The organism is Pedobacter albus, from assembly GCF_036324255.1.
Lineage (GTDB): Bacteria > Bacteroidota > Bacteroidia > Sphingobacteriales > Sphingobacteriaceae > Pedobacter > Pedobacter albus.
The window spans coordinates 1,041,112-1,063,249 of sequence record NZ_JAZDQT010000002.1 but is presented as its reverse complement, the minus strand read 5'-3'; the positions used below and the strand labels follow the sequence as shown (position 1 = coordinate 1,063,249).

25 protein-coding genes are annotated in these 22,138 nt (G+C 44.4%); 14 read left to right on the top strand and 11 right to left on the bottom strand.

Going from position 1 to position 22,138, the window contains the following annotated elements; translation table 11 throughout:
* Window positions 1–242 precede the first annotated feature (242 nt).
* The 3 genes from VRU48_RS14455 to VRU48_RS14445 all read right to left on the bottom strand — a co-directional run bounded on the left by VRU48_RS14455 (window position 243) and on the right by VRU48_RS14445 (window position 4,645).
* Window positions 243–1,559, bottom strand: coding sequence for a M20/M25/M40 family metallo-hydrolase (locus VRU48_RS14455; protein ID WP_330108625.1), 1,317 nt, complete (start codon window positions 1,557–1,559; stop codon window positions 243–245).
* A gap of 37 nt (window positions 1,560–1,596) precedes the next feature.
* Window positions 1,597–3,426 carry a M61 family metallopeptidase gene (locus VRU48_RS14450; protein ID WP_330108624.1) on the bottom strand — a complete coding sequence of 610 codons (1,830 nt, stop codon included), beginning with the start codon at window positions 3,424–3,426 and terminating at the stop codon, window positions 1,597–1,599.
* Between the two features lie 103 nt (window positions 3,427–3,529).
* Window positions 3,530–4,645: a DUF4407 domain-containing protein gene (locus VRU48_RS14445; protein WP_330108623.1), complete on the bottom strand. Its 1,116-nt coding sequence runs from the start codon at window positions 4,643–4,645 to the stop codon at window positions 3,530–3,532.
* Window positions 4,646–4,791: 146 nt separating this feature from the next.
* On the opposite strand from VRU48_RS14445, the gene VRU48_RS14440 reads away from it, so the two are divergent.
* Together VRU48_RS14440 and VRU48_RS14435 are read left to right on the top strand one after the other, a co-directional pair.
* Window positions 4,792–5,109 carry a rhodanese-like domain-containing protein gene (locus tag VRU48_RS14440; protein WP_199139670.1) on the top strand — a complete coding sequence of 106 codons (318 nt, stop codon included), beginning with the start codon at window positions 4,792–4,794 and terminating at the stop codon, window positions 5,107–5,109.
* Between the two features lie 209 nt (window positions 5,110–5,318).
* Window positions 5,319–5,504, top strand: coding sequence for a DUF6358 family protein (locus VRU48_RS14435; protein ID WP_330108622.1), 186 nt, complete (start codon window positions 5,319–5,321; stop codon window positions 5,502–5,504).
* 45 nt (window positions 5,505–5,549) lie between these two features.
* Here VRU48_RS14435 and VRU48_RS14430 read toward each other — a convergent pair whose 3' ends face one another.
* The gene (locus VRU48_RS14430) at window positions 5,550–6,575 is read right to left on the bottom strand and encodes a dipeptide epimerase (protein WP_330108621.1); all 1,026 of its coding nucleotides are present in this window, start codon (window positions 6,573–6,575) and stop codon (window positions 5,550–5,552) included.
* A 69-nt stretch (window positions 6,576–6,644) separates the two neighbouring features.
* Here VRU48_RS14430 and VRU48_RS14425 point away from each other — a divergent pair, with 69 nt between their 5' ends.
* Together VRU48_RS14425 and VRU48_RS14420 are read left to right on the top strand one after the other, a co-directional pair.
* On the top strand, window positions 6,645–7,781 hold the full coding sequence (locus tag VRU48_RS14425; RefSeq protein ID WP_330108620.1) for a hypothetical protein: 1,137 nt from the start codon (window positions 6,645–6,647) through the stop codon (window positions 7,779–7,781).
* 98 nt (window positions 7,782–7,879) lie between these two features.
* A complete protein-coding gene (locus VRU48_RS14420; RefSeq protein ID WP_330108619.1) occupies window positions 7,880–8,845 on the top strand; it encodes a hypothetical protein in 966 nt (321 codons plus the stop codon).
* On the opposite strand, the gene VRU48_RS14415 is transcribed toward VRU48_RS14420, so the two are convergent.
* From VRU48_RS14415 to VRU48_RS14400, 4 genes are read right to left on the bottom strand one after another with little or no spacing between them, the layout of a single operon-like run.
* Window positions 8,828–9,457, bottom strand: a complete 630-nt coding sequence (locus tag VRU48_RS14415; RefSeq protein ID WP_330108746.1) for a rhomboid family intramembrane serine protease — start codon at window positions 9,455–9,457, stop codon at window positions 8,828–8,830. The genes VRU48_RS14420 and VRU48_RS14415 overlap by 18 nt on opposite strands.
* A gap of 4 nt (window positions 9,458–9,461) precedes the next feature.
* Window positions 9,462–11,204, bottom strand: coding sequence for a M14 family metallopeptidase (locus VRU48_RS14410; RefSeq protein WP_330108618.1), 1,743 nt, complete (start codon window positions 11,202–11,204; stop codon window positions 9,462–9,464).
* Between the two features lie 60 nt (window positions 11,205–11,264).
* A complete protein-coding gene (locus VRU48_RS14405) occupies window positions 11,265–11,939 on the bottom strand; it encodes an outer membrane beta-barrel protein (protein WP_330108617.1) in 675 nt (224 codons plus the stop codon).
* Between the two features lie 17 nt (window positions 11,940–11,956).
* The gene (locus VRU48_RS14400; RefSeq protein WP_330108616.1) at window positions 11,957–12,676 is read right to left on the bottom strand and encodes a hypothetical protein; all 720 of its coding nucleotides are present in this window, start codon (window positions 12,674–12,676) and stop codon (window positions 11,957–11,959) included.
* An 83-nt stretch (window positions 12,677–12,759) separates the two neighbouring features.
* On the opposite strand from VRU48_RS14400, the gene pepT reads away from it, so the two are divergent.
* Entirely contained in the window at window positions 12,760–14,013 is a 1,254-nt protein-coding gene (pepT, locus tag VRU48_RS14395; RefSeq protein ID WP_330108615.1) for a peptidase T, read from the top strand.
* Here pepT and VRU48_RS14390 read toward each other — a convergent pair.
* Complete coding sequence (locus VRU48_RS14390) at window positions 14,010–14,696, bottom strand: class I SAM-dependent methyltransferase (protein ID WP_330108614.1); 687 nt, start codon at window positions 14,694–14,696, stop codon at window positions 14,010–14,012. The two genes, pepT and VRU48_RS14390, sit on opposite strands and share 4 nt — an antisense overlap.
* 37 nt (window positions 14,697–14,733) lie before the next feature.
* On the bottom strand, window positions 14,734–14,940 hold the full coding sequence (locus VRU48_RS14385; RefSeq protein ID WP_330108613.1) for a YtxH domain-containing protein: 207 nt from the start codon (window positions 14,938–14,940) through the stop codon (window positions 14,734–14,736).
* An 85-nt stretch (window positions 14,941–15,025) separates the two neighbouring features.
* Here VRU48_RS14385 and VRU48_RS14380 point away from each other — a divergent pair, with 85 nt between their 5' ends.
* The 9 genes from VRU48_RS14380 (at window position 15,026) to VRU48_RS14340 (ending at window position 20,845) form a co-directional block, all read left to right on the top strand.
* On the top strand, window positions 15,026–15,649 hold the full coding sequence (locus VRU48_RS14380) for an HAD family hydrolase (RefSeq protein WP_330108612.1): 624 nt from the start codon (window positions 15,026–15,028) through the stop codon (window positions 15,647–15,649).
* Between the two features lie 5 nt (window positions 15,650–15,654).
* A complete protein-coding gene (locus tag VRU48_RS14375; RefSeq protein ID WP_330108611.1) occupies window positions 15,655–16,026 on the top strand; it encodes a hypothetical protein in 372 nt (123 codons plus the stop codon).
* A 40-nt stretch (window positions 16,027–16,066) separates the two neighbouring features.
* Window positions 16,067–16,705, top strand: a complete 639-nt coding sequence (locus tag VRU48_RS14370; RefSeq protein WP_330108610.1) for a DUF1579 domain-containing protein — start codon at window positions 16,067–16,069, stop codon at window positions 16,703–16,705.
* A 65-nt stretch (window positions 16,706–16,770) separates the two neighbouring features.
* Window positions 16,771–17,304, top strand: coding sequence for an ORF6N domain-containing protein (locus tag VRU48_RS14365; protein ID WP_330108609.1), 534 nt, complete (start codon window positions 16,771–16,773; stop codon window positions 17,302–17,304).
* A 194-nt stretch (window positions 17,305–17,498) separates the two neighbouring features.
* Window positions 17,499–17,942: a 50S ribosomal protein L13 gene (rplM, locus tag VRU48_RS14360; RefSeq protein ID WP_199139686.1), complete on the top strand. Its 444-nt coding sequence runs from the start codon at window positions 17,499–17,501 to the stop codon at window positions 17,940–17,942.
* Window positions 17,943–17,958: 16 nt separating this feature from the next.
* Window positions 17,959–18,345 (top strand): 30S ribosomal protein S9, encoded by a 387-nt coding sequence (gene rpsI / locus VRU48_RS14355; protein ID WP_330108608.1) that lies wholly within the window; start codon window positions 17,959–17,961, stop codon window positions 18,343–18,345.
* 18 nt (window positions 18,346–18,363) lie between these two features.
* The gene (gene rpsB / locus VRU48_RS14350; protein WP_330108607.1) at window positions 18,364–19,185 is read left to right on the top strand and encodes a 30S ribosomal protein S2; all 822 of its coding nucleotides are present in this window, start codon (window positions 18,364–18,366) and stop codon (window positions 19,183–19,185) included.
* A 101-nt stretch (window positions 19,186–19,286) separates the two neighbouring features.
* The gene (gene tsf / locus VRU48_RS14345) at window positions 19,287–20,132 is read left to right on the top strand and encodes a translation elongation factor Ts (RefSeq protein WP_330108606.1); all 846 of its coding nucleotides are present in this window, start codon (window positions 19,287–19,289) and stop codon (window positions 20,130–20,132) included.
* Window positions 20,133–20,233: 101 nt separating this feature from the next.
* Window positions 20,234–20,845, top strand: a complete 612-nt coding sequence (locus VRU48_RS14340) for a hypothetical protein (protein WP_330108605.1) — start codon at window positions 20,234–20,236, stop codon at window positions 20,843–20,845.
* Window positions 20,846–20,899: 54 nt separating this feature from the next.
* Here VRU48_RS14340 and VRU48_RS14335 read toward each other — a convergent pair whose 3' ends face one another.
* Window positions 20,900–22,111, bottom strand: coding sequence for a metallophosphoesterase (locus VRU48_RS14335; protein ID WP_330108604.1), 1,212 nt, complete (start codon window positions 22,109–22,111; stop codon window positions 20,900–20,902).
* Window positions 22,112–22,138: the final 27 nt, after the last annotated feature.

Here is a 22,138-nt window from a genome sequence, read left to right as displayed (position 1 = left end):
TCTTACAAACATAATGCACACTTTCGAAAAATGTTGTGCGTAGCTTATCTTTTTATTCGAATGACGCTAAGCCAGCCTTTTTCGCAGCGTGATTGCCTGTTTTTTGTTGGACTGATTTAATGCAACTTTGTTACAATAAAAAACAACACTTGCGAAGTTTTTAAAACTTCGCAAGTGTTATGCAAAAGAAAAAGGCGTCTATCTTTTTTGATAAACGCCTTCTGTATGGGAAACAAAATGTTTTATGGGTTCAGTTTCGGGATACGGGTTGGCGTATCGATACCTTTTACAATGCTTACTGCGCTCTTGGCAATAGCCCTAATCGTTGATAAAATGTTTTCAACGTCTAAGGTCGAATACTCATCACTCACTTGGTGGTAATGTTTGTCAATGTCGATTTGATCGGTACTGATGGTGTGTGCCGGTACGCCCAAAGCAGCCAAAGTAGCGTTGTCGCTTCGGTAAAACAAGTTTTGCGAAGTGTAAGGATCTGGATGGAAAGTAAATTCGGTTCCTTCCAGGTTTTTTTGTAGGATTTTGCCAAAGTCGGATTTGTCGTAACCGGTAATGAAAGCTGTGTTTTTGCCAAATTTGCTGTCTTTGCCAATCATTTCGATGTTGAACATGGCTACTACATCATCAGGGTTAAGCTGTTGCGAGAAATAGCGTGCGCCGTAGCCACCAATTTCTTCGGCTGTAAAAGCCACAAAAATCAAGGTACGCTCGTTGTTTTTCAGTTTTTTGTAGTATTTGGCCAAGGCAATCATGGCCGAAGTGCCCGAAGCATCGTCGTCGGCACCGTTCATAATGCTGTCGCCGTCTTTAGGCTTTACAATACCCATGTGATCGTAGTGGCCTGAGAAAATAACCAGCTCCTTGGCTTTCGATTTACCTGGGATAACACCTGCAACGTTAAACAAAGGCAGTTTGGTTACTTCGTTTTTCAATTCAACTTTAAATTCCTTGGCAACGGTATCTTTGTCGAGCACCATTACCATCGCTGGAGCTTTAGGATTTTTCAGGTCTTTTTCGTCAACTGTTGGGGTGCGGTTGGCTATCGCGGTTTTGAGGTTTTTGAAGGCGCTTACAAACTTTACATCGACTAAAACCAGCTGTCTTTTGCCCGCCCTCATCAGGCTGCGGTATTGATTCATAAAATCCTTTTCCGGATCTAGCTTGATCCAGCCATCGCTGTTGCTTTGATCGAAAGCGGTTTGCTCGGCACTGTTGCCCAATACCAGGATGTTGTCTTTGTCTATCGCCTGCCCATCGATGCTAACGGTAGCCGAAAGTGGCTTTAACTGATATTTGTAAAAGGTTTGGCGATAGCTGTTGCCTTCCAAAGGTTTTAATCCAATTTGTTTGAACTCGCTTTCGATAAACGAAGCAGCCTTGTCAATGCCTGGCGTAAAAGTGCGGCGTCCCTGCATTTCGTCGCTGCTCAAGGTTTTGATCAGGTGGTCTACGTAGTCTTTGGTAATGATTTTATTAATGTCTTGTGCCGAAGCTACGGTGGCTGCGAACAGCAAGAATAGGGTGTAAATTGTTCTTCTCATCATGATTTAGGTTGTTGATCTGGCTCTTGCCATTGTTATGTTATTTTACCTGCGAATTTAGCCAACTGTCTCTGAATGCTTGCATGGCTGGCGTTAAATTGCCTCCGGTTTTTTCAATGCTTACGATTTCCAATGCCGGATTTTCGCCGAAGGTGAGTTTGGTGCTTTTGTCTTGTCCACGATAATTATAAGTAACTGTCACCACGTCGCCGGGTTTATGGTCGTCGGTAACTTTGGTCAGGGTGGCTTGGTCTTTGATTTCTACGCCATCAATGGTCAAGAGGATATCGCCAATGTCCAGACCGGCATCGTAGGCCGGCGTACCAACCGAAGTTTGCGACAAGGTAGCTTTGCCATTTTCGAAAGCCAGTCTGCTTAAACCAGTATAAGCTTTGCCTGCATTCGATTTGCGCAATACAAAGCCTGCATTGAGCAACAATTTGGCATAATCTTCTTTATTGGTGCTGTAAACGTAATTTTTAAAGAAATTGCTGGCAAATGTTGGGTTTTTGGTTAGCTGGGCCAATATTTTTTCCAAGTCGGCCATGCTGTAAGCGATTTCTGTTTTGCCATAGGCTTTCCACAAAGCGCGCATGTAATCGTCGAGGGTCAGTTTAAAATCGGCCCTTAGGCGCAGGTCTAAAGCCAAAGCTACCGCGGCGCCATAAGTGTAATACGAGGTAAAGATATTGACCTTGTTGGTTTGGTCTATGGCTACTCCCGCATCGGCAAATACCGCATAACGGCTGGCTTGTATCGGGGTAAAGTTTTTGGCACCCGGGGTGTTCAATACCTGGTTAACGAGGCCATTAAAAGTTTGTGCGGCATTGTCAATCGACCTGAAACCGGCGCGTGTTAACAACAAATTGCCATAATATTGGGTAAAGCCTTCGGCCACCCAAAGGCCATCGGTAACATTCGAATGCTCGAAGTTGAAAGGCTCCAAGCCTTGTGGCCTCAAGCGCTCTACGTTCCAGCTATGGAAATATTCGTGAGAGAAAGTGCCCAAAAGTCCTGATTCGTAACCAGCAATTTTTGGGGTGCGTTGCACAATGGAAGTAGAGTTTCGGTGTTCCATGCCATCGCCCGCATTGTCAGGGTAAACGTCTTGCAGAAAGTAGTAGTTGCCGTAGTCGTAATTGGGAAATTCGCCCCAAACAGCCAGGTGTTCGGCTACCATTTTTTTGAGCATTTCGGCATAGTTGTCTATGGTCTTCTGGTCGTCGTTTGAATGTGAAACCAAATGGATGGTCTGTACTTTTCCATCTGGATTTTTAACCTGCCAGCTGGCCGTTTTGTAATCGGCTATTTCTGTTGGGCTATCCATAAAATATTGGAAGTTGGGCGCATAATAGGTGTCTTTGCCCATCGGTTTTAATTGGGTAGCCACTTTCCAGTTTGGCTTGTCGGCGTAATTGAATTTTACGATACGTGGCCTTTTGTCCATCCCTATCGGGAAGGCAAAGGTGGCCGGGATGTTCATGTGGGCATGCGTTTCGTCGAAACCGGCGTAGGTGCCGTCAATCCAGTTGCCAAATAAGGTATAGGTCACTTTTACCGTTGGCCCGTGCGTAGGAATTTCGTACACATCGCCTTCTGGCTGTTTCAAGGTGAGCACTTTGCCATTGGCATCGAAGGCCTTCACGTTATAAACATTTTTGCCAAACTCGTGCGTGGCATACCTGCCCGGCGACGAACGGCTCATGCGCACCTTTAACGGCCCTGCGGGCACATTGGGAATGGTCATGCTGATTTGCGCCTCGTGGTGGATGGCATTGGGAAAGCTTACTTCGTAACGGATCTCCTGCTGTGCGTTTACAGCCGTGTAGAATGCCATTGAACTGATGGCCAATATAATTTTCTTCATCATTAAAAATAATTGCCTCAAGTTAAGGCTATTCGGCAAAACGAACAAATTGTGAGAAGATTATTACCTTAGCCAAGACAGTTTTGAAATAACCTATGGCTGTAGATTATGCCTCTCCGTTCAGTTCGCGATAGGCTTGGTTCCTGATCTGGGTCTTGCGCTTTTCTATTTCGGTGCCTACCCGGGTTTCGTGGATTCCATCAGCCACTTCTACTTCAAAGTCGCGCTCTTTGTTGGAGAGGTGAACCTGACTAAACTCTATATTTTCGATGGCTTGGTCATAAGGTCCGCGGCTGCTCATCAGTTTTACAAAAACAGGCAAACATTCGAAGAAAATAAACAAGAGGCCAATAAAGGTTACGGCCAAGGCGGTGTTGAGGTCTCTGGTGCCGTCAACATTAAAGCCCAGCTGGCCCAAAGCCCAGTTTCGGTCGGCAAAGCCGGCAATATTGCTAAGACTGTCTAGTTGCTTGGTGGTGTAGAGTTTCTCGGTCATCAGGCCATCAAACTGCTTGCGGCCATCCACAAATTTTTCCATTTGGCGGATATCCGAATTCAGTGTGTCGAGGTTTTGTTCGCGCTGCTTCAGCTCGGCCTCCTTGCGTTTGGCATAAGGTCCGTAGCCCATAATGCCAGAGGTTTCGGTAGTTTTATTGCCGAATATTTCGAAATTGAGCTTCTGCCTGTCCGATTTGATGGCGGCGGCCAACGAATCGCGCTGCGCCTTGGTTTCGTTCAGCTTGCCGATTTCGATGGTGTATTTTTTTTCGAAGGCTTTGTTTAAGGTGTCTATTTTGGAACGTTGTCCGTTCAGGTAGCTTACATGCAAACGCTCCTTGATTTCCTTGTCGAAGATTTTCAATTCCAATGGCCTCGAAATCACAATTCCGATCATAATGGCCAGTAAAATACGTGGCGTAGCTTGCCAGATCTGTTTGCGGCTGCTGGCGTTTTTGTTGATGCTCGATACAATGTAGCGGTCCATGTTAAAAATGGCCAAGCCCCAAATGATGCCGAACAACATGGCAAAAAACCAGGCAAAATCGGCTCCTTTAAATACAAAGTACATGGCATAGCCACCCGAAAGTGCGGCAAACAGGCCGGTAAAAAAAATAGTGGCCCCAATGCCGATGTATTTATTGTGTTCTGTCGGGTATTTTTCTAGCGATTCGATGTGTGCTCCGGAGCAGAACCAGAAGAAACGAGAGATGCCATTGTTCATATTGATGCAGCCTATTAATCGAGATTTACTATTAAACGCATTTAGAAGCAAGTTGTTACAGTTGATGCGATAAATTCAATATTCGGATGACGGAGCTGGAAACAAGGCAATCGTGTTTTTTGTATATTTGTAAAAAATATAAAATCATGAAAGAGATTTCAGTACAAGAACTTAAACAAAAAATAGACAATAAGGAAGATTTCCAATTGATCGATGTCAGGGAAACTTTCGAGTATGAAACCTCTAACCTGGATGGCCTGAACATTCCGTTGGGAGGCATTTTAATCGAAGCCGATAAAATTGCTACAGACAAACCTGTAATTGTACAATGTCGCAGTGGCAAAAGAAGTGCTGCCGCCATCATGCAATTAGAGCAGGCACATGGTTTTGACAACCTGTATAACCTTAAGGGCGGTATCTTAGCTTGGCAAGAAGCTTTTGATCCGAATATGCCAGTTTATTAATAATTAATGAAGGAGAGAAGGCTGGAATGAAAGAATAATGTTTCCATCTGCTCATTGTTCGGTACGCCATTCAATCATTCAAAACTCAGCCATTCAAAATTTAGTTAGCGAATGAGGGAAGGTTAGCATGAAAGAATAATGGCTCATCTGCTCATTGTTCGGTACGCCATTCAATCATTCAAAACTCAATCATTCAAAATTCAGTTGCCGTGGGTAAAAAAATAGCCATTAACGTATTTTACAATTTGGGAATCATTGCCTCTGTTTTTGGCATGATATGGGCCTTTAACAACAAAAGTCCGCTGATTATCGCTTTTTTTGGCGCAACTTTCGCGGCTTTCCTTTATTTCAAGATCCAGCTGATCAAGGATTTTAGAAAAGGAATTAAGAAATAATAAATAAGACTTCGCAAGTTTTTAAAACTTGCGAAGTCTACTCGTTCAAAATAAACCTTCTCCTCCAGTTAAGCCTAAGCCCGGCAAACCATTCAATACGTATTTGCCATTTTCCATTTTTGGCGCATCAAATGGGTTGTTTTTGGTGAGCCATGGACCATCCAAGTCTGCCCAATCGCACAAAGGCGCCAAGGCTGCTCCTGCTAAGGTAGCGATAGAGGTTTCGCTCATGCAGCCAATCAGTATTTTCATGCCAAAGCTTCGCGCCTTTACAATCATTTGATGGGCTTCGTATAGGCCTGCACTTTTCATCAGCTTGATGTTGATGCCATGATAGGCGCCCCTCAACTTTTCCATGTCGCCAATGCGTTGCACAGCTTCGTCGGCCAGGATTGGAATTGGGCTTCGCTGGGTAAGCCAAGCATTGCCATCGAGGTTGTTTTTGTCCATGGGCTGCTCAATCAGCACTACGCCCTGGTCGTGCAGCCAATACACCATTTCTATGGCCTGCTTGCGGTCGGACCAGCCCTGGTTGGCATCTACATATAGTGGCAGATTGCTTACGCTGCGGATCGTTTGGATCAGCTCTTTGTCGTTGTCTCGACCAAGCTTAATCTTCAACACCTTAAACCCTCGCGCATCGGCTACCTTTTCTCTGATCACTTCGGGGCTGTCAATGCCAATGGTGTAGGAAGTAACGGGCATTTTTGCCGGATCGGCACCGTAGATTTCGTAGCAGGGCTTGTTTTGCAGCTTGCCGTTAATATCGTTTAAGGCAATATCGATAGCGGCTTTAATGGCCGGATTGCCTGCCTCGAGGCTATCTAAATATTGGTGTATAGCGGCAAAGTCGAAGGGGAATTTGAACCTGTTCCAATCTACCTTGGCCAAAAAGGCCTGCGCCGTGGCATGGCTTTCGCCCATGTAAGGTACCATGCTGGCTTCGCCATAGCCTGCTACGCCTTCGTATTCGACTTTTAAAAGTAGCAATGGGGTGCTGGTGCGGGTAAATTTTGAGATGGAAAAAGGGTGTTTGAGTTCTAGTTCAAATTCCTTGCTGCTTATCTTCATTGTCAATCGTCTTATTTAGTAAAAAGGTAATTTACCTGGAGTATATTTGTAACGCTAATTTTTAACGCCATGAAAACTATTTCAAGATTACGGTATTTTCTTTATTTCTCCATACTTATTGTTGCATCGTGCACTACTGGCAAAAGGGCATTGCAAAAAGGCAATTATGATGCCTCGGTATCTAAGGCGGTTGACCGGTTGAAAAGTTCGCCAAAAAATGCGGAGGCCATGAAAGTTTTGCCAGAGGCCTATGGCTTTGCGCTGAACGACCATTTGAGGAAAATAGACGAGGCGAAACTATCGTCGGATGTGTTGCGCTGGGAATCGGTGCTTTACCATTACCAGGCCCTGAACCAATTGGCCGACGAAATTAATGGCTGTCCGGCTTGTTTAACGCTGGTGCCAAATCCGCAGAAATTTATCAGTGAAGCTGCAGATTCAAGATCGAGAGCGGCCGAAGCACGCTACGTACTGGGTCAAAAACAGCTGAACGAAGGCAACAGGGCGAGTGCAAAAAATGCGTACTTCAATTTTGAAAAAGCGCAACAGTTTGATCCGGGCATTAAGGATATCAAGGCGAAAATGGATGAGGCGTATTGGGCTGCGGTAGTAAAAGTGGTTGTACAGCCGGTAGTGGTTAACAGTACTTATTACAAACTGAGCAGCCAATATTTTCAGCAGCAGGTGGACGATTTTATGGCCAACTACCAAAGAAACCGCTTCGTTATTTTTTATTCGGAGCAACAGGCCAGCAATCAGAGGATTGTTCCCGATCAGGTACTCAGCCTAAATTTCGATGATTTTGTGGTAGGCCAAACCTATGTGAAGGAACGTGTAGAAAAGCTGAAAAAAGACAGTGTTGTGATTAGTCGTGGCCGTACAAACGATCCGGTTTATGGAACGGTAAAAGCCACGTTGAGCATCTTCGAAAAGAAAATAACCTCTTCGGGCTTGTTGGCCTTAACCATTACCGACTGGCAAACCCGCAAGGTGTTGAGGCAACAACGCTTGGCTGGCACCTACGTGTGGCAAGACAGCTGGGCCAGCTATAAAGGCGACGAAAGGGCATTGACCAAACAGCAACTGGCCATGACCAATCGGAAAGAAATGTTGCCTCCACCACCAGCCAATCTTTTTATCGAGTTTACCAAGCCGATTTACAGCCAATTGGTAGATGAGATTAATTATTTCTATAACAAATATTAAGCTAAACGAGAGGGCTGGCCTTGGCGAATGGGTCAACGCCAGCTCTTTTGACTTAACCCTGATACCCCAAGCCTGAAAATATTGCTAGTTTTGCAACAATGAACGGCTTATACCAACCCTTTAAGAATTTCGATTTTAAGAACGACAAATGCTTTTTAAGCGGCGACGCCTTTGCTACGCCCCTAACCAGCGTAAATGTGCTGCCCGATTGGCTATTGTCGATGGCTAATTTGAGTGGCAACGAACAAATCAAGTTGCTGGACGAGAGCATCCGCACCTACAAAAGCTTGGTGGTGCCTTGCAGTGTAGCGGTGTTCGACCAGTTTGTATCGCCATTGGAAGACCGTGTGGCGCTGGCTTTTGGCAAAGGCTATGCGGGCGTATCGGCTTTACCTGAAATCGATTTGTTTAACTGGATTGGCAAATTCATGTACAGCATTTTGTATATCGAAATGCAGGGCGCCATTCGTTTGCAGCAGTTGAGTGGTGATGGCATGAACATGTCGCAGGGACTGATGCATAAATTCGGCAACCTACACACCATGCTGCAAAGCATTTTCCGCGAAGTGGTTTTCGAAGACTTTACACCATGGTCTATTCTGGTTGTGCCCTTGGAAGAAAAGGAAACTGCTTTCAGCTTTCGCGACGAAATCAATACCCTAACTTTCTCCTTGAAATTTAAAGACTTTGGTATCATTGCCTGTTTGCAGGATAACGGCACCAACAAAAGATATCATCAGGAACTATTGGATTCGATACAGGGCAAAACGCTTTCAGAACAGCAGTTTGAAGAAGTAGCCGCCCGTTTCTTTTACTCGGCCTACCTGTTTAACCGCTTGCCAGAGTATACCATTATGCCGGTAGAAGACACCATTTACATTGATGCCATGCCTTTAAAAGGAACACTGAACAAGGCGCTTTTCGATGTTTGGGCGCATAAAACCTATGCGCAGGTGCTCGAAAACTTTTGGAAGCCTTGGGGGCATACGTTGTTCGAGATCATCAAAGATCCGACGGCGCCGATGAGCTACTTTGACGAACCTTTTTTACCCGCCACCGGTTAAGGCCTGCAAGCCCAACTGGATTTTATCCCAAAAGTGGGGAATGATTCCGGGTACCAAAATTATCGTAAAAACCAATCCGGTGATGGCGCCAAAAAAGTGGGCATCGTGACCGATGTTGTCCATGCCCCGTTTCGCCATGTACCAAGAGTAAATTAGGTAAAGCACCCCAAAGAGCACTGCGGGCATCGGAATGAACATGACGCCCAGCATGGCGGTTGGATCGAACAGGATATAGCTAAAAAGTACGGCACTGATGGCTCCCGAAGCGCCAAGACTATGGTAGCTGTAATTGTCTTTATGCTTAATTACGGTTGGAATATCGCTCAATATCAAACTCCCGATATAGATCAAGGCAAACTGCCAATGTCCAATCATCCTTTCTAAGCCAAAGGCAAAGAAATAAAAAGTAAACATGTTGAAGAACAGGTGCATCCAATCGGCGTGGACCAGGCCACTGGTAATAAAAGTATACAGATTTCTGCCCTTGCTTACGGTATAGGGATGCATCATAAATTTGCCCAGTAACTGATGGTCGTTAAAGGCATAGATGCTGGTGATCAGCGTAAAAATGAAGATGATCGAGGCAACCGGAGTTGCGTTAAGGACTTCCATCATACTAGTTGAGGTTGAGTTTAATGTCTTGTTGTAAGCGGCCTATCGGATAGCGCATGTGCGTTTTTTCGTAATAATCGGAATTTTTGTACACAAAATCCAATTGGGCACTGGCGCTTTTGGCCAGGTCGGGGTTCTTGGCCTTTTCGGCTTCCAGTTTTTGCTTCAGTTCAGGATTTTTCTTGAGCAGCTCCGCTCCCGTGTCTTCAAAAACATAAGAAGAATAGCCTTCTTTTTGACCAAGTACCGAATCGAAGAAATTCCAGTTGAAGAAAGAATCCGTTGCCTGTGGTTCCAGTGTTTCCACAATGTAACGATTGGTTGGCTGATTGACGTACACTACATAATCGCCGGCATAAAACTGAATGTCTTGCGTTACTGTATTAAGCTTTACGGCCGAATGCTGATAATGCCCTTCGTACGGCCGCGTGCCGGTTTTCATATCGGCAATGTAGTACATCTCCACCTTCATTTTGGTGTCGGCAGCAAGCTGTTTCATTTGTACATTGTTCAGCTTTAAAAGCGCAATGACTTTATCCCAGGCTTTCGGAATAATGTAGGCCACGGGTTTGGTTACACTGAGGCTTGGTTCGAATTTGTCCCAATACTTGATCATTTTGGTATAGGGTTCGTTACGGTCGTAATACAAACGGTCCATGCCGCTAATTTCACTGGGTTTGTATTTAGCGGCGTAGCCCTTAAATTCGATGCTGTCGTAAACCGAGCGGTTCAGTTTCCAATCCAATGGGAATTCTTTTTGCTGTGCTACAAATTCGTCGGCTTTGCGTTTATTCTCGCCGATAAGCTTGGCATCGCGAACAATAATATCGATGTAAGTTTGCAATAGCTTGTAGGTAGATTCTACCCTTTTGTCGAAAGGTTTGAGCATATGCGTTTCAGGCATAAAGCCGATGGTATTGTGCAACGCGGCATAGCCGGTAGAGTAGCGTGGCGATTCGATGTAACCGGTAATGCCGGCATCGGGCGTTTCGTTAATGGAGTTTACATAAGGAATAAGCTCATAGCCCTTGCCTTTCATCTGCTTGTACAAATCGGGAACCATGGTTTGGGTGAGGTAGCTAGAAACAATGCCGTTCAGTTTGTCCTTTTGGGTCGGAATCAAGGTCATGGTGTACTGATAGTCGGCACCATTGCTGGTATGCGTATCTACAAAGATTTCGGGTTGCCAGATATTGAAGATTTGTTGAAAGGCCTGCGAGTTTTTAGAATCCGTTTTAATAAAATCGCGGTTCAGGTCGTAGTTTTTGCTGTTGCCCCTAAAACCGTAGGCAACCGGACCGTTCTGGTTGGCGCGCGAGGTACCGGTACGGTTGTGGCTTCCATCAATATTGTACAGGGGAATGATGGCGATCACTACATTTTCTGGCAGCTTGTTGTTTTTGAGCAGGTCTCTGGCCAACATCATGCTGGCGTCTATGCCTTCGGGCTCACCGGGATGGATGCCGTTGTTGATTAAAAATATCCGTTTATCGCTTTTTCTTAAAGCCACCGGGTCAAAAACCTTGCTTTTAGAAAGCACTAGCAAGTGCAAGGGCTTACCAAAATCGGTGCTGCCATAGGTAAACAGCTTAGCCTGCTGCGGATAAGCCTTGGCCAGGTTCTCGTAAAACGAAATGGCCTCTGCATAAGTGGTGGTTGCGGTTTTGTGGCTTCGTTCGAATGGGGTTTCTTGCGCCAAAACATTCAATGGACCCAAGAGGGCAAGCAATAAGGGTAACTTCTTCATAAAAATGAATAAAAATAAAGTCTCCTAAATTACTTTTTTTATTTGACTAGAAAAGTAACACTATCGTCTCCTATCTAGGCCCAGTATGCCAAAATTGTATCGAACGCCTACCGAGAAATAGGTGTAAATATCATTCTTGTTGCTCGAGCTGTAGCCGTCCATGCCTTCGCCCATGGCCATGGTGCTCTGCAGGTTAAAATTAATCACCAAGCGGTCGCGGTCCCATTGGTCTGGAATGTAAAAATTAATGCCCAGGTTAACCGGAACAATCATTTCGGTGCTTTGGTCTTCGCCAGGGAAAACATCGTCGCCATAGTAGCGCACATTAGAAAGCTTGTTTCTGATGCCGCCAATGCCTGCGCCAAGGTAAAGGCCTCGGATGCTGTTCAGGAAAATGTTTCTGCGGTCGTAGCCAGTCAAAAACTCGCCCAGTTGTACCTTGAGGTTCAATGATCCCGATAGGTAGGAGTTGATAAACTGTCGGTGGTTTATGTCGTATTGCACATCGCCACCGGCCAGCTCGCCCTTTTGTATTTCGAGCCCGAAGCTTACATAAGGCGTGGTGTAATAATCAATAACGCCATAGCCCGCAAAGGCATAGGTTTTCTTTTTAAGGTCGGCATAAGCAAGCGTAGTACCTGCGCCCCCCCCTACACTTAAGCGGAAGAAGTTGGTTTGGGCGAATGTCGCTAAGCTTAAAAAAAGGAATGAGAACAGGAGCGTGGTTCTTTTCAAGTAGATATAAATTTAGGCTAAAAAATTCTTTTTGCAACGCCAACAGGACCGAAATTATATTTAAGGCCTACAGAAAAAAGCGTATAAAAATCGGGATTGTTGTTTTTAAAGGTGCCCATCGGGTCGTCATAGCCATCCAGGCCTTCGCCAAAGGTAAAGTTGCCCTGGTAGTTGAAATTGAGGACATAGCGAAGGCGGTCGTAGCCATCTTTAAAATAGAAGTTCATGCCCAGGTTCAAAGGCACGAGGAGATTGGTGCTTTTGTCTTCGCCAGGAAACTTATAGCCCAAAGGCGGATATTCGGCTTGGGTATTGGGCTTATAGCGTACAATATAAGTCATTTTGTTTCTGATGGCGCCTAGTCCGGCCCCAAGGTATAAGCCCTTAACAACGCTCAGGAATTTGCTGTCAGAATAATCTACAAACTGGCCTAGCGCAACTTTTCCGCCAACAGAAAAAGCCATAAAGCTGTTTACGAACTGTCGGTTGTGCGGGTTGGTTACGATGTTGCCTCCCTTAACCTTGCCCATTTGCACCTCTAATCCGGCATTAACAAAGGGGGTAAAGTTGTAATCTAATGCTCCATAGCCGGCATAGCTTTGGCTGTTTTCGCGTACATCGGCATAAGAAACGGTGGCACCAAAGCCGCCGCCAGCAGCAAGCTTGTAAAAGTTAACCTGACCGTGGCCAGCAAGTGCTAAAAATAAAAATGAAGCGGCTAAAATAAGTTTTTTCAAATCCTTGTTTTTTACTGGTTTAGCAACAAAAGTATAATCTTTTTTGCATTTGTTTAACTTTTATTTAATAATTTTCGCAGGATATGAACACTTACGAAAACAAGTTAAAACAATTGCAGGAGCGATTTATTCGCTATGCAAAAATCGATACACAATCTGATCCCAATTCGCCAACCTGCCCCTCAACCCTAAAGCAAAAAGACCTGGGTAAGGTGTTAGTGGCTGAGCTGTTGGAACTTGGCGTCAGCGATGCGGCATTAGATGAATTTGGCTATGTATATGCCACGCTTCCCTCAAATACAGACAAGCAGGTGCCCGTGATTTGCTTTTGCTCGCATATGGATACTTCGCCCGATTGCAGCGGCGCAGAGGTAAAGCCTATTATACACTATAATTACAACGGCGAAGATCTGGTGTTGCCCGATGATATGAGCGTGGTACTCAAAATGAGCGAACATCGCGATTTAAAAGACCAACTCGGCAACGACATTATTACTGCCAGCGGTACCACGTTGTTGGGTGCCGACAATAAAGCCGGACTGGCCGAAATTATGGAAGCGGTTAGTTTCCTGACCCAAAATCCGCAAATTAAGCACGGTACGATTAAAATTCTGTTTACGCCCGACGAGGAAATCGGACGCGGCGTTGACAAGGCCGATTTGAAAAAACTGGGTGCCGATTTTGGCTATACCATTGATGGCGAAACGCTCGGCTCGATTGAAGACGAAACTTTTTCGGCCGATGGCGCTACCTTGACGATTAACGGCGTAAGTTCGCACCCGGGCTTTGCCAAAGGGAAAATGGAAAGTGCCATCAAAATCCTTTCGGCTATTATTGATGCCCTGCCGAAAGATCGTTTAAGTCCGGAGAGCACCCGCGCGAAGGAGGGTTTTATCCATCCGGTAAGCATGCAGGGCCATGTAGAACAGGCCGAAGCGCAATTCATCTTGAGGGATTTTGACGACGAACTTTTGCAACAGCATGCCATTGTTTTGGAAAATGTGGCCAAAGAAGTGTTGAAATCTTATCCGGGTTCTAGCTACGAGCTGACGGTAAAACCTCAGTATAGGAACATGAAAAAAGTGCTCGACCAATATCCGCAGGTTATTGCCTATGGTGTACAGGCTATTGAAAGAGCTGGCGTTGCCGTTAAAAAGCAAAGCATTAGAGGCGGTACCGATGGTTCGAGACTATCGTTTATGGGCTTGCCATGCCCGAATATCTTTGCCGGCGAACATGCTTTTCACGGCAAACAGGAATGGGTTTCGGTGCAGGATATGGAAAAAGCGGTCCAAACCATCGTTAACATCGCCTGCATTTGGGAAGAACAGGCTTAAGCAGGCAATGTGAGCTTGGCCAAATATTGGTCTTCACCATCGTCATAGCAAATTGTGCATTGCCAGCCACATTGTTTGGCAGTGCGCAATAAAGTTTGCTGGTCGAGGTAAAGCCAGTTAAACCACTTGCCTTTTTGCTCTTGATATTCATAGCAATAGCTTACCTCGCCAAAGTAATGGTCTTTCGGCATGGGCAGATCGTCGTATAGATAGGAGATGTTAGAGCTGTCGAAAATCAGTTGGCCATTGGGATTAATCCAAGTTTTGGCCTTTGCTAAAAAGCTGACAAATCCCGGCAAGGTACCCGTTAAGCCAATGCCATTCATCATAAACAAAAGGGTATCATACCTTTGCTCTAAGGTAAAAATATCCTTAACCGACGCTTTTTTTACGCCTCTGTTGCGCATGATTTCGACTGCTGTTTCAGAAATGTCGATAGCGGTCACGTCAAAGCCTTTTTGCTGGAGCCATAAAGTGTGGCTGCCTACGCCTGCCCCCACATCCAAAATCTTTCCTTTGCAAAGCGCCAAGGCCTGGTGTTCGAGTTCAGGCATATCATCTTCGTCCCGAAAAAAAACATCGATTGGCATTTCTTCGGGTTCATCGTACGAGTTGTGTAGCCACAAGGTGCTCGCTTTGCCCTTTTGGCAATAATCTGTTAGTGCCTTTCCAAAAACATCCATGCCTCAAAGATAGCCATTGGATGGGGCAATTTTAAATCTAGGCCTTTGCCCTGCTCAAGGTATTTTTTACTAACTCGCTCATAGTGCTCAATTTATCTTTCGAGCTACCTAGCAAATCGCAGAACCAATCGCCTACTTTGCCTTTAATATCGTCGGTTCTGTCTGATGAAACTACCAAGGCCACTACGGCACCCAATGCGGCACCGGCCAATACGCCTGCCAATATTTTTGTTTGCTTTGTCATGTCGTCAATATTTATCTATTTAACGTTATACAGACAAAGTTGTTTTCTGTTTTCCGTATTTATGTAGCAACAAAATCAAAATACCATGAAAAAAGCCTATTTCATCGATCTCGACAATACCGTTTATTTTACCAGGCCCCATGTCGAGGTGCTACTTGGCCCATTGTACAATTTGTTGGCCAACGAAGACCTGGGCATCAGCGCCGAAGCATTTGAAAAGGCAAAGCTCGAAATGATGCGCACGCCGTTTCAGAAGGTGGCCAAGCTTTATCAGTTTAACGAAGCTGCTATTGCCAATGCCGTAGCCTATTTGGAGCAGGACGAAGTGAAAATTCCGCTAAAAGTGCACGACGAATACCATTACCTGAAGGCTTTAACAGGGCTCAAGTTTATTGTAACGGCAGGTTTTGAAAAGAAGCAGCGCAGCAAGGTGAAGATGTTGGGCATAGCCGAGGATTTTGATGAGGTTTTTGTGGTTGATGCCACCAAGACAACGGGCAATAAGAAAGATGCCTTTATAGAAGTGATGCAGAAATATAAACTTCATCCGTCGGATGTATTGGTGATTGGCGACGATGCCGATTCGGAAATAAAATTTGGATTGGAGCTGGGCGTGGACACCTTCCTTTACGATCCGAACAACAACTTTCCCGATGCACCAACCACCTATCGCTCAACTACCCTAAAAGATATTAGCCTGATTGCCTAGTAACCATGTTGCAAAAACTATCGTATTTTAATCTTTTTGTGGCCATTCTCTACATGGTTGTTTACCTCAAAAGCGGTAGCTTAACTTCTACGTCTGGTATTTTGGCCATTGTGGTGCTCAACTGGCTGGCGTTGCGAAGTTTTCAGCTGGCCGATTATCGATGGAAGATTTGGTTTTATCCTTTCGCCTTGTGGGCCATCTATTATGCCGGACTGCTGGTCTACGGATTGGTGAATGTAATTGTTCCGGCTATTGAATATAGTTTTATGAGCAACGACAACCTGATTTATGTGACCTTAACTGCAGTGCTTGTGGCTGGAGTACTGTGGCATGCCGTGGCCTACTTCCTCAAAAACCTGAAAACGCAATCATCTTAATTTTGTTATATTTAAGTAACCGAAACTTAAAATAATAAAAATGAGAAAGTTAAGTATTGCATTAAGCATTGTTTTGTTGCTGGCGAGTGCCTGTAACAACGAAAAAAAGAATTCCGGCACAACTGATAGCAGTTCTGTTGCCAAAGCAGATTCTGCAGGAGTACCTGTTGATACCGCGGCTATGAATAAGGCTTGGGCTGCCTACATGGCCCCCGGCAAGGTGCACCAGATGCTGGCCAAGTCTGACGGCCAATGGGAGGCCGAAATCTCCTTCTATGCAAGTCCAGGGCAACCTCCGGTAGTGAACAAGGCCGTTTGCGAAAACAAGATGATATTGGGTGGCCGTTACCAGCAATCTATTTATAAGGGTGTAATCGACAACATGCCTTTCGAAGGCCAGGGCACACTTGCCTACGATAATTCGAAGAAGATTTTTATCAGCACTTGGATAGATAACATGGGTACCGGCGTGATGCAGTTGGAAGGAACTTTTGACGAGGCCACCCACACCTTGAACATGAAAGGGCGTGCCACAGACGCGGTAACCGGCAAAGATATTACGGTAAGAGAAACCATGAAATTGGTTGACGACAACACCCAGCAGATGGAAATGTTCGATACCAAAGATGGCAAAGAAACCAAAACCATGTCTATCCTATTGAAGAGAGTTAAGCGCTAAGCGTTTGGCGTAGCCAAGCAACCAACAATTTAACAATAACACAATTTTAAAATTAATGCAAGTATATGATGGCAAAATCTACCCAGTCCATCATCCCCGAAACTATTGTTGCCAATAAAATCTACGAAATCAGAGGCCAAAAGGTAATGCTCGACAGTGACTTGGCCGAGCTGTACAACTCGGAAACCAAAAGGCTCAACGAACAGGTAGGTAGAAATATAGATCGCTTTCCGCCCGATTTTATGTTTCAGCTTACCGAAGAAGAATGGAGAATCTTGAAGTCGCAATTTGCGACTTCAAGTTGGGGTGGCAGAAGAAAACTCCCCTTTGTTTTTACCGAACATGGCGTATTGATGTTGTCGAGTGTGCTAAGCAGCAAGCAGGCCGTACAAGTAAACATCCAAATTGTAAGGGTGTTTACCAAGTTGCGCGCGCTGTTGAGCGAACATTCGGATCTGAAGCTCGAAATTGGCGACATCAAGAAACAGCTGCAAAACCACGACAAGAACATCGAACTGGTATTCAGTTATATCGATGAGCTGACGGAGAAAAAGGCGGCGCCCAGAAAAAGGATCGGCTATAAGCCAGACGAATTATAGAAGAAGTTTTTGAAGTCGCAAATTGCGGTCTCAAATTGAGCCTAAAAGGAAATTCTCCCAGCCCGTTTAACTGCTTGTGCTACAATACTTAAAATTTTTGCTTCAACTATTTGGTAATTAAAGTATTCTCCCTATCTTTGCAGTCCCTAAAAACTAGGGTAATAAATATTTTTTAACAAATTAAATAAAAGCAAGTGAATACGTTAAGTTACAAAACTGTCTCTGCCAATGCAAAAACTGTTAATAAACAGTGGGTTGTTGTTGATGCACAAGGAGAGATTTTGGGGCGCTTGTCTTCTAAGATCGCTATGATCATCAGAGGAAAACACAAGCCTGAGTTTACCCCAAACGTAGACTGCGGCGATAACGTTATCGTTATTAATGCAGACAAGGTTAAACTGACCGGAAACAAGTTCAGCGAGAAAGAATACGTTTCTTACACTGGATATCCAGGTGGTCAAAGATTCATTTCTCCAAAAGAGTTAATGGCAAAGCACCCAACTCGTGTAATCGAGAAGGCTGTTCGTGGTATGTTGCCTAAAACCAAATTGGGCAAAAAATTGTACACCAATCTTTTTGTTTATGCTGGTGCAGAGCATCCACATGCCGCACAATCACCAAAAACCATTAAACTTTAATTAGAGGAGAAAAGAAATGTCAGTTACAAATACTTCAGGAAGAAGAAAAACTGCAGTTGCCCGTATCTATTTGAAAGAAGGCAACGGCACGATCACCGTAAACGGTAAAGATCACAAAGAATACTTCCCTACCTTGCCTTTACAATATATCGTTAACCAATCGTTCGAAGTTTCTGAACTAGTTGGCAAATACGATGTAACCGTAAACGTAAACGGTGGTGGTGTAAAAGGTCAGGCAGAAGCAGTTCGTTTGGCTATTGCCAAAGCTATTGTTGAGTTAGATGCTGAGAAAAAACCAGCATTGCGCGCTAAAGGGTTAATGACCCGCGATATGCGTATGGTTGAGCGTAAGAAACCAGGACGCAGAAAAGCACGTAAGAGATTCCAATTCAGTAAACGTTAATCTTAAGGAGACAAAACAATGGCAAGAACTACATATCAAGACTTATTGGATGCAGGTGTACACTTTGGTCACCTTACCCGTAAATGGAATCCAAAAATGGCTCCTTACATTTTCATGGAGCGCAATGGAATTCACATTATAGATTTAAACAAAACTTTAACTAAAACTGAGGAAGCTGCCTCGGCGATTAAACAAATCGTGAAATCAGGTCGTAAGATCCTTTTCGTAGCTACCAAGAAACAAGCTAAAGAAATCGTTGCCGAGCAGGCAAAAAAAGTAAACATGCCTTTCGTAACCGAGCGTTGGTTGGGTGGTATGTTAACCAACTTCGCAACCGTGCGCAAGTCGATCAAAAAGATGGTTACCATCGACAAAATGACTAAAGACGGTACTTACTCGATCCTTTCTAAAAAAGAGCGCTTGATGATCCAACGTGAGCGTATCAAATTGGAAAACCTATTGGGTGGTATTGCCGACTTGAACCGTTTGCCAGCCGCGATTTTCTTAATCGACGTGAAGAAAGAGCACATCGCCGTAGCAGAAGCAATGAAATTGAACATTCCTACTTTTGCAATGGTTGATACCAACTCTGATCCTTCAAACATCGATTTCCCAATTCCGGCTAACGACGATGCAACGAAATCAATCTCATTGATTACCGATGTAATTATCAAAGCCATCGAAGAAGGTTTAGAAGAGCGCAAACGCGAGAAAGACGAAGAAGCTGAAAAAGAAGCCGTAGCTGTTAAAGCTGCTGCCGATGCTCCTGAGGCTCCTGCGAAAAAAGCGACCAAAAAAGCAACTGCTGAAGCTGAAACTTCGGAAGATACAGAAGCTTAATTCAAATAAAAATGGGTTACGGGTATTATGTTGCAGGTTAGCTTACAACGTAAAACTGGTAACCCATAACTTTTTATAGAAACTTTAAAAAAAGAAACAAAATGTCTACAGTACAAATTACTGCCGCAGATGTAAACAAATTACGCCAACAAACCGGTGCCGGTATGATGGATTGCAAAAAAGCATTAATAGAAGCCAATGGCGATTTCGAAGCCGCTGTTGATTTATTGCGCAAAAAAGGTCAAAAAGTATCTGCCGCTCGTTCTGGCAATGCTACTTCTGAAGGCCTGGTATCAATCGCTGTTTCAGCAGATGGTACAAATGGTAAATTAGTTGCTTTAGCTTGCGAAACTGAACCAGTTTCTAAAGTTGAAGATTTCCGTAACCTAGCCCAGGCTGTTTTAGCTGCAGCTGTTGCCAACAATCCTGCTACTGCTGAAGAATTAGAAGCAATTACTTTGGAAGACGGACGTACAGTTGCCGAAACGATCACTGAACTAACCGGTAAAATCGGCGAGAAAATCGTTATCCAAGAGTATGCAAACATCTCTGGCGAGAAAATCGTTTCTTATATCCACTCTAATGGTAAAATGGGTGTTTTAGTAGTATTTGCAGGTGCTAACGGTGTTGATATTACTGAAGCTGGTAAAGATGTAGCTATGCAAATTGCGGCCATGAACCCAGTTGCTGTTGATAAAGAAGGCGTTGATCCGGCTACTATTGAGCGTGAAATCGAGATTGCTAAAGACGTTATCCGTCAAGAAGGCAAACCAGAAGAAATGGTAGAAAAAATTGCTGCCGGTAAATTGAACAAATTCTACAAAGACAGCACTTTGTTGAACCAAGAGTTCGTTAAAGATTCATCAAAAGATGTTCGTAAATTCTTAGACGAAACTTCTAAAGGTTTAACTGTTACCGCTTTCAAACGCGTACAATTAGGTTCTTAAGAATCTTATACCATAAAGAAAAGCCCTGAAATTTTTCGGGGCTTTTTTGTTTTCAGATGCCACCATTTTTGGGTATATTGTTTAATTATTCAATCTTCTCCATGAAAAATTTGATGGCCACGCTTTGTTTGATCATGTTGTTTATAGCCAAAGGCTTTGGGCAGCACAGTATAATTTATGGCACAACAGCTAGTTATTTGCCCGAAAAATATGCCTATCTATACGATCAGGATACAAAGATCCTAACCTCGGCGCCCATCGTTGATCATCAATTCAGTTTTAAGCTAGACAAGCCAGAAAAACTGAAAGTGATGACCTTATATTTTGGCGTGGACTTAGTAAAAACCCGCGACGAATTAATAAAGGACCCTAACTTCGATAGCAGAAACGGAACCAGGGTAGTCGCCCTGGAAGATACGGTTCAGGTTAGCTTGTTAGAAACCGCCAGGTCTGCTGCAGTTAAAGGAGGTCGTTTAAATCGAGATATCGACGATATGTTTCTGGCCATTAAGCAAAAAAAATACGAAGCATTTTTTGCAGAACATCCCAATTCTCCCATTGCTATAGTTTTTCTAAAAACACTGGCCACCAATGCCAGAAATAGTTCGGCTTTTTTTAGTATTCCAGAATGCAAGGGCTATTATGCTAAGCTGTCTGAGGGGTTAAAAAACTCAGATGAAGGCAAGGAGTTGTTAGCCATTATGGATAAATAGATTTTAGCCACAGCTTAACATATAAACTTATTAAACTGTGGCTTTTGATAAGCACTAGCGCTTCACTTCTACTCTTCCTACCTCTTTGCCCGAATCGTCGAACATTACGGCGCTGAGCAGTTGCTTGTTGGCCTTGATCTTGGTATAGGTTCTGGTACCTTCTTTCGGTCCGCCACCAATAATTAAAGGATAGCTGTTTTTGCCCTGGGCAGGCTGGTGCACCATGTATTTATGGGTATGCCCGCTCAGTACCAAATCTACTTTGCCTTTGTTCAATAGAGGCTCAAAAACCTCTGTGCAGTGTACAGGGCCATGCGCATCGCCAGAATAGCGTGGCGGAATGTGCATCATCACCACCCTGAAAGTTGCTTTTTTAAAGGCTTTGCTTTGCATTTCCTCCGCTAGCCATTTCGCCTGTTCGATACGGTATTGGTCAAAATCGACAATGCCCGCATAAACCGGATGCGCATCTTCCTTATCCTCGCCCGTATCTAAAATCACAAACCTAACCGGCCCCAAAGTAAAGGCGGCTCGACCCACATTCTGAAAATACGCAGGAAATTCCCTACAGAACTTGCCCCTGGTTTCGTGGTTGCCCCTTACATAAATGAAAGGCGTTTGCTTGGCAAAAGCATCAACACAGGGTTGTAGCATGTGGTCGATGATCTGTTTTTCATCGGTTTGATAGTCGAAGATATCGCCGTTAAAAAAGATGAAATCGTTTTGCTTTTCCTTGTCCATATCCAAAAGAAAAGGAATGGATTTTGGCCGATCGTGGATGTCGTTCAGCATTAAAAAGCTGATGTTCTCTTTTGCACTGTCTGCATTCACAAAAGTGCCGGTATCACTGATTGTTGCGCCATACGTAAGTTTGTAGGGCTGAAAATCGACCACTTCCTTGCTCACTATTTTGTAATGGTAAGTTACGCCGGGCTTCAGGTTTTTCAAGGTAACGCAGTTGAGCCTGCCTTCAGGCCTTAAGCCCAATTTGCTTTCGCCATAGGCTTTGAGGTTCAGGGCATCGGCACTTTCGCCATATTCTACCCAGCTTGCGGCATTTTTACTGGTAATCCATAAAACGCTCATTTCGTTGCCAAAAGTAGTTTGCAGGTAAGGACCTACGCTGATGCGAAATGCTTCTTCTCTAGCTTTTGTAATTGTTGGACTGGCCATGGTAACGGCCGGCGCCATTAAGGTAGCGGCGCCAAGGGCCAAACCGCTTTTGAGAAAGTTTCTCCGCTGTTGTTGGGGATGATTTTTTTCCATGAAGTTGTTTTTCTAAGGTGATGAGCT

Excerpts from the sequence above, each read along its gene's own strand:
- VRU48_RS14455 (WP_330108625.1), bottom strand. The coding sequence starts at position 1,559 with ATGATGAGAAGAACAATTTACACCCTATTCTTGCTGTTCGCAGCCACC.
- VRU48_RS14450 (WP_330108624.1), bottom strand. The coding sequence starts at position 3,426 with ATGATGAAGAAAATTATATTGGCCATCAGTTCAATGGCATTCTACACG.
- VRU48_RS14445 (WP_330108623.1), bottom strand. The coding sequence starts at position 4,645 with ATGAACAATGGCATCTCTCGTTTCTTCTGGTTCTGCTCCGGAGCACAC.
- VRU48_RS14440 (WP_199139670.1), top strand. The coding sequence starts at position 4,792 with ATGAAAGAGATTTCAGTACAAGAACTTAAACAAAAAATAGACAATAAG.
- VRU48_RS14430 (WP_330108621.1), bottom strand. The coding sequence starts at position 6,575 with ATGAAGATAAGCAGCAAGGAATTTGAACTAGAACTCAAACACCCTTTT.
- VRU48_RS14425 (WP_330108620.1), top strand. The coding sequence starts at position 6,645 with ATGAAAACTATTTCAAGATTACGGTATTTTCTTTATTTCTCCATACTT.
- VRU48_RS14420 (WP_330108619.1), top strand. The coding sequence starts at position 7,880 with ATGAACGGCTTATACCAACCCTTTAAGAATTTCGATTTTAAGAACGAC.
- VRU48_RS14415 (WP_330108746.1), bottom strand. The coding sequence starts at position 9,457 with ATGGAAGTCCTTAACGCAACTCCGGTTGCCTCGATCATCTTCATTTTT.
- VRU48_RS14410 (WP_330108618.1), bottom strand. The coding sequence starts at position 11,204 with ATGAAGAAGTTACCCTTATTGCTTGCCCTCTTGGGTCCATTGAATGTT.
- pepT (WP_330108615.1), top strand. The coding sequence starts at position 12,760 with ATGAACACTTACGAAAACAAGTTAAAACAATTGCAGGAGCGATTTATT.
- VRU48_RS14390 (WP_330108614.1), bottom strand. The coding sequence starts at position 14,696 with ATGGATGTTTTTGGAAAGGCACTAACAGATTATTGCCAAAAGGGCAAA.
- VRU48_RS14385 (WP_330108613.1), bottom strand. The coding sequence starts at position 14,940 with ATGACAAAGCAAACAAAAATATTGGCAGGCGTATTGGCCGGTGCCGCA.
- VRU48_RS14380 (WP_330108612.1), top strand. The coding sequence starts at position 15,026 with ATGAAAAAAGCCTATTTCATCGATCTCGACAATACCGTTTATTTTACC.
- VRU48_RS14375 (WP_330108611.1), top strand. The coding sequence starts at position 15,655 with ATGTTGCAAAAACTATCGTATTTTAATCTTTTTGTGGCCATTCTCTAC.
- VRU48_RS14370 (WP_330108610.1), top strand. The coding sequence starts at position 16,067 with ATGAGAAAGTTAAGTATTGCATTAAGCATTGTTTTGTTGCTGGCGAGT.
- VRU48_RS14365 (WP_330108609.1), top strand. The coding sequence starts at position 16,771 with ATGATGGCAAAATCTACCCAGTCCATCATCCCCGAAACTATTGTTGCC.
- rpsI (WP_330108608.1), top strand. The coding sequence starts at position 17,959 with ATGTCAGTTACAAATACTTCAGGAAGAAGAAAAACTGCAGTTGCCCGT.
- rpsB (WP_330108607.1), top strand. The coding sequence starts at position 18,364 with ATGGCAAGAACTACATATCAAGACTTATTGGATGCAGGTGTACACTTT.
- tsf (WP_330108606.1), top strand. The coding sequence starts at position 19,287 with ATGTCTACAGTACAAATTACTGCCGCAGATGTAAACAAATTACGCCAA.
- VRU48_RS14340 (WP_330108605.1), top strand. The coding sequence starts at position 20,234 with ATGAAAAATTTGATGGCCACGCTTTGTTTGATCATGTTGTTTATAGCC.
- VRU48_RS14335 (WP_330108604.1), bottom strand. The coding sequence starts at position 22,111 with ATGGAAAAAAATCATCCCCAACAACAGCGGAGAAACTTTCTCAAAAGC.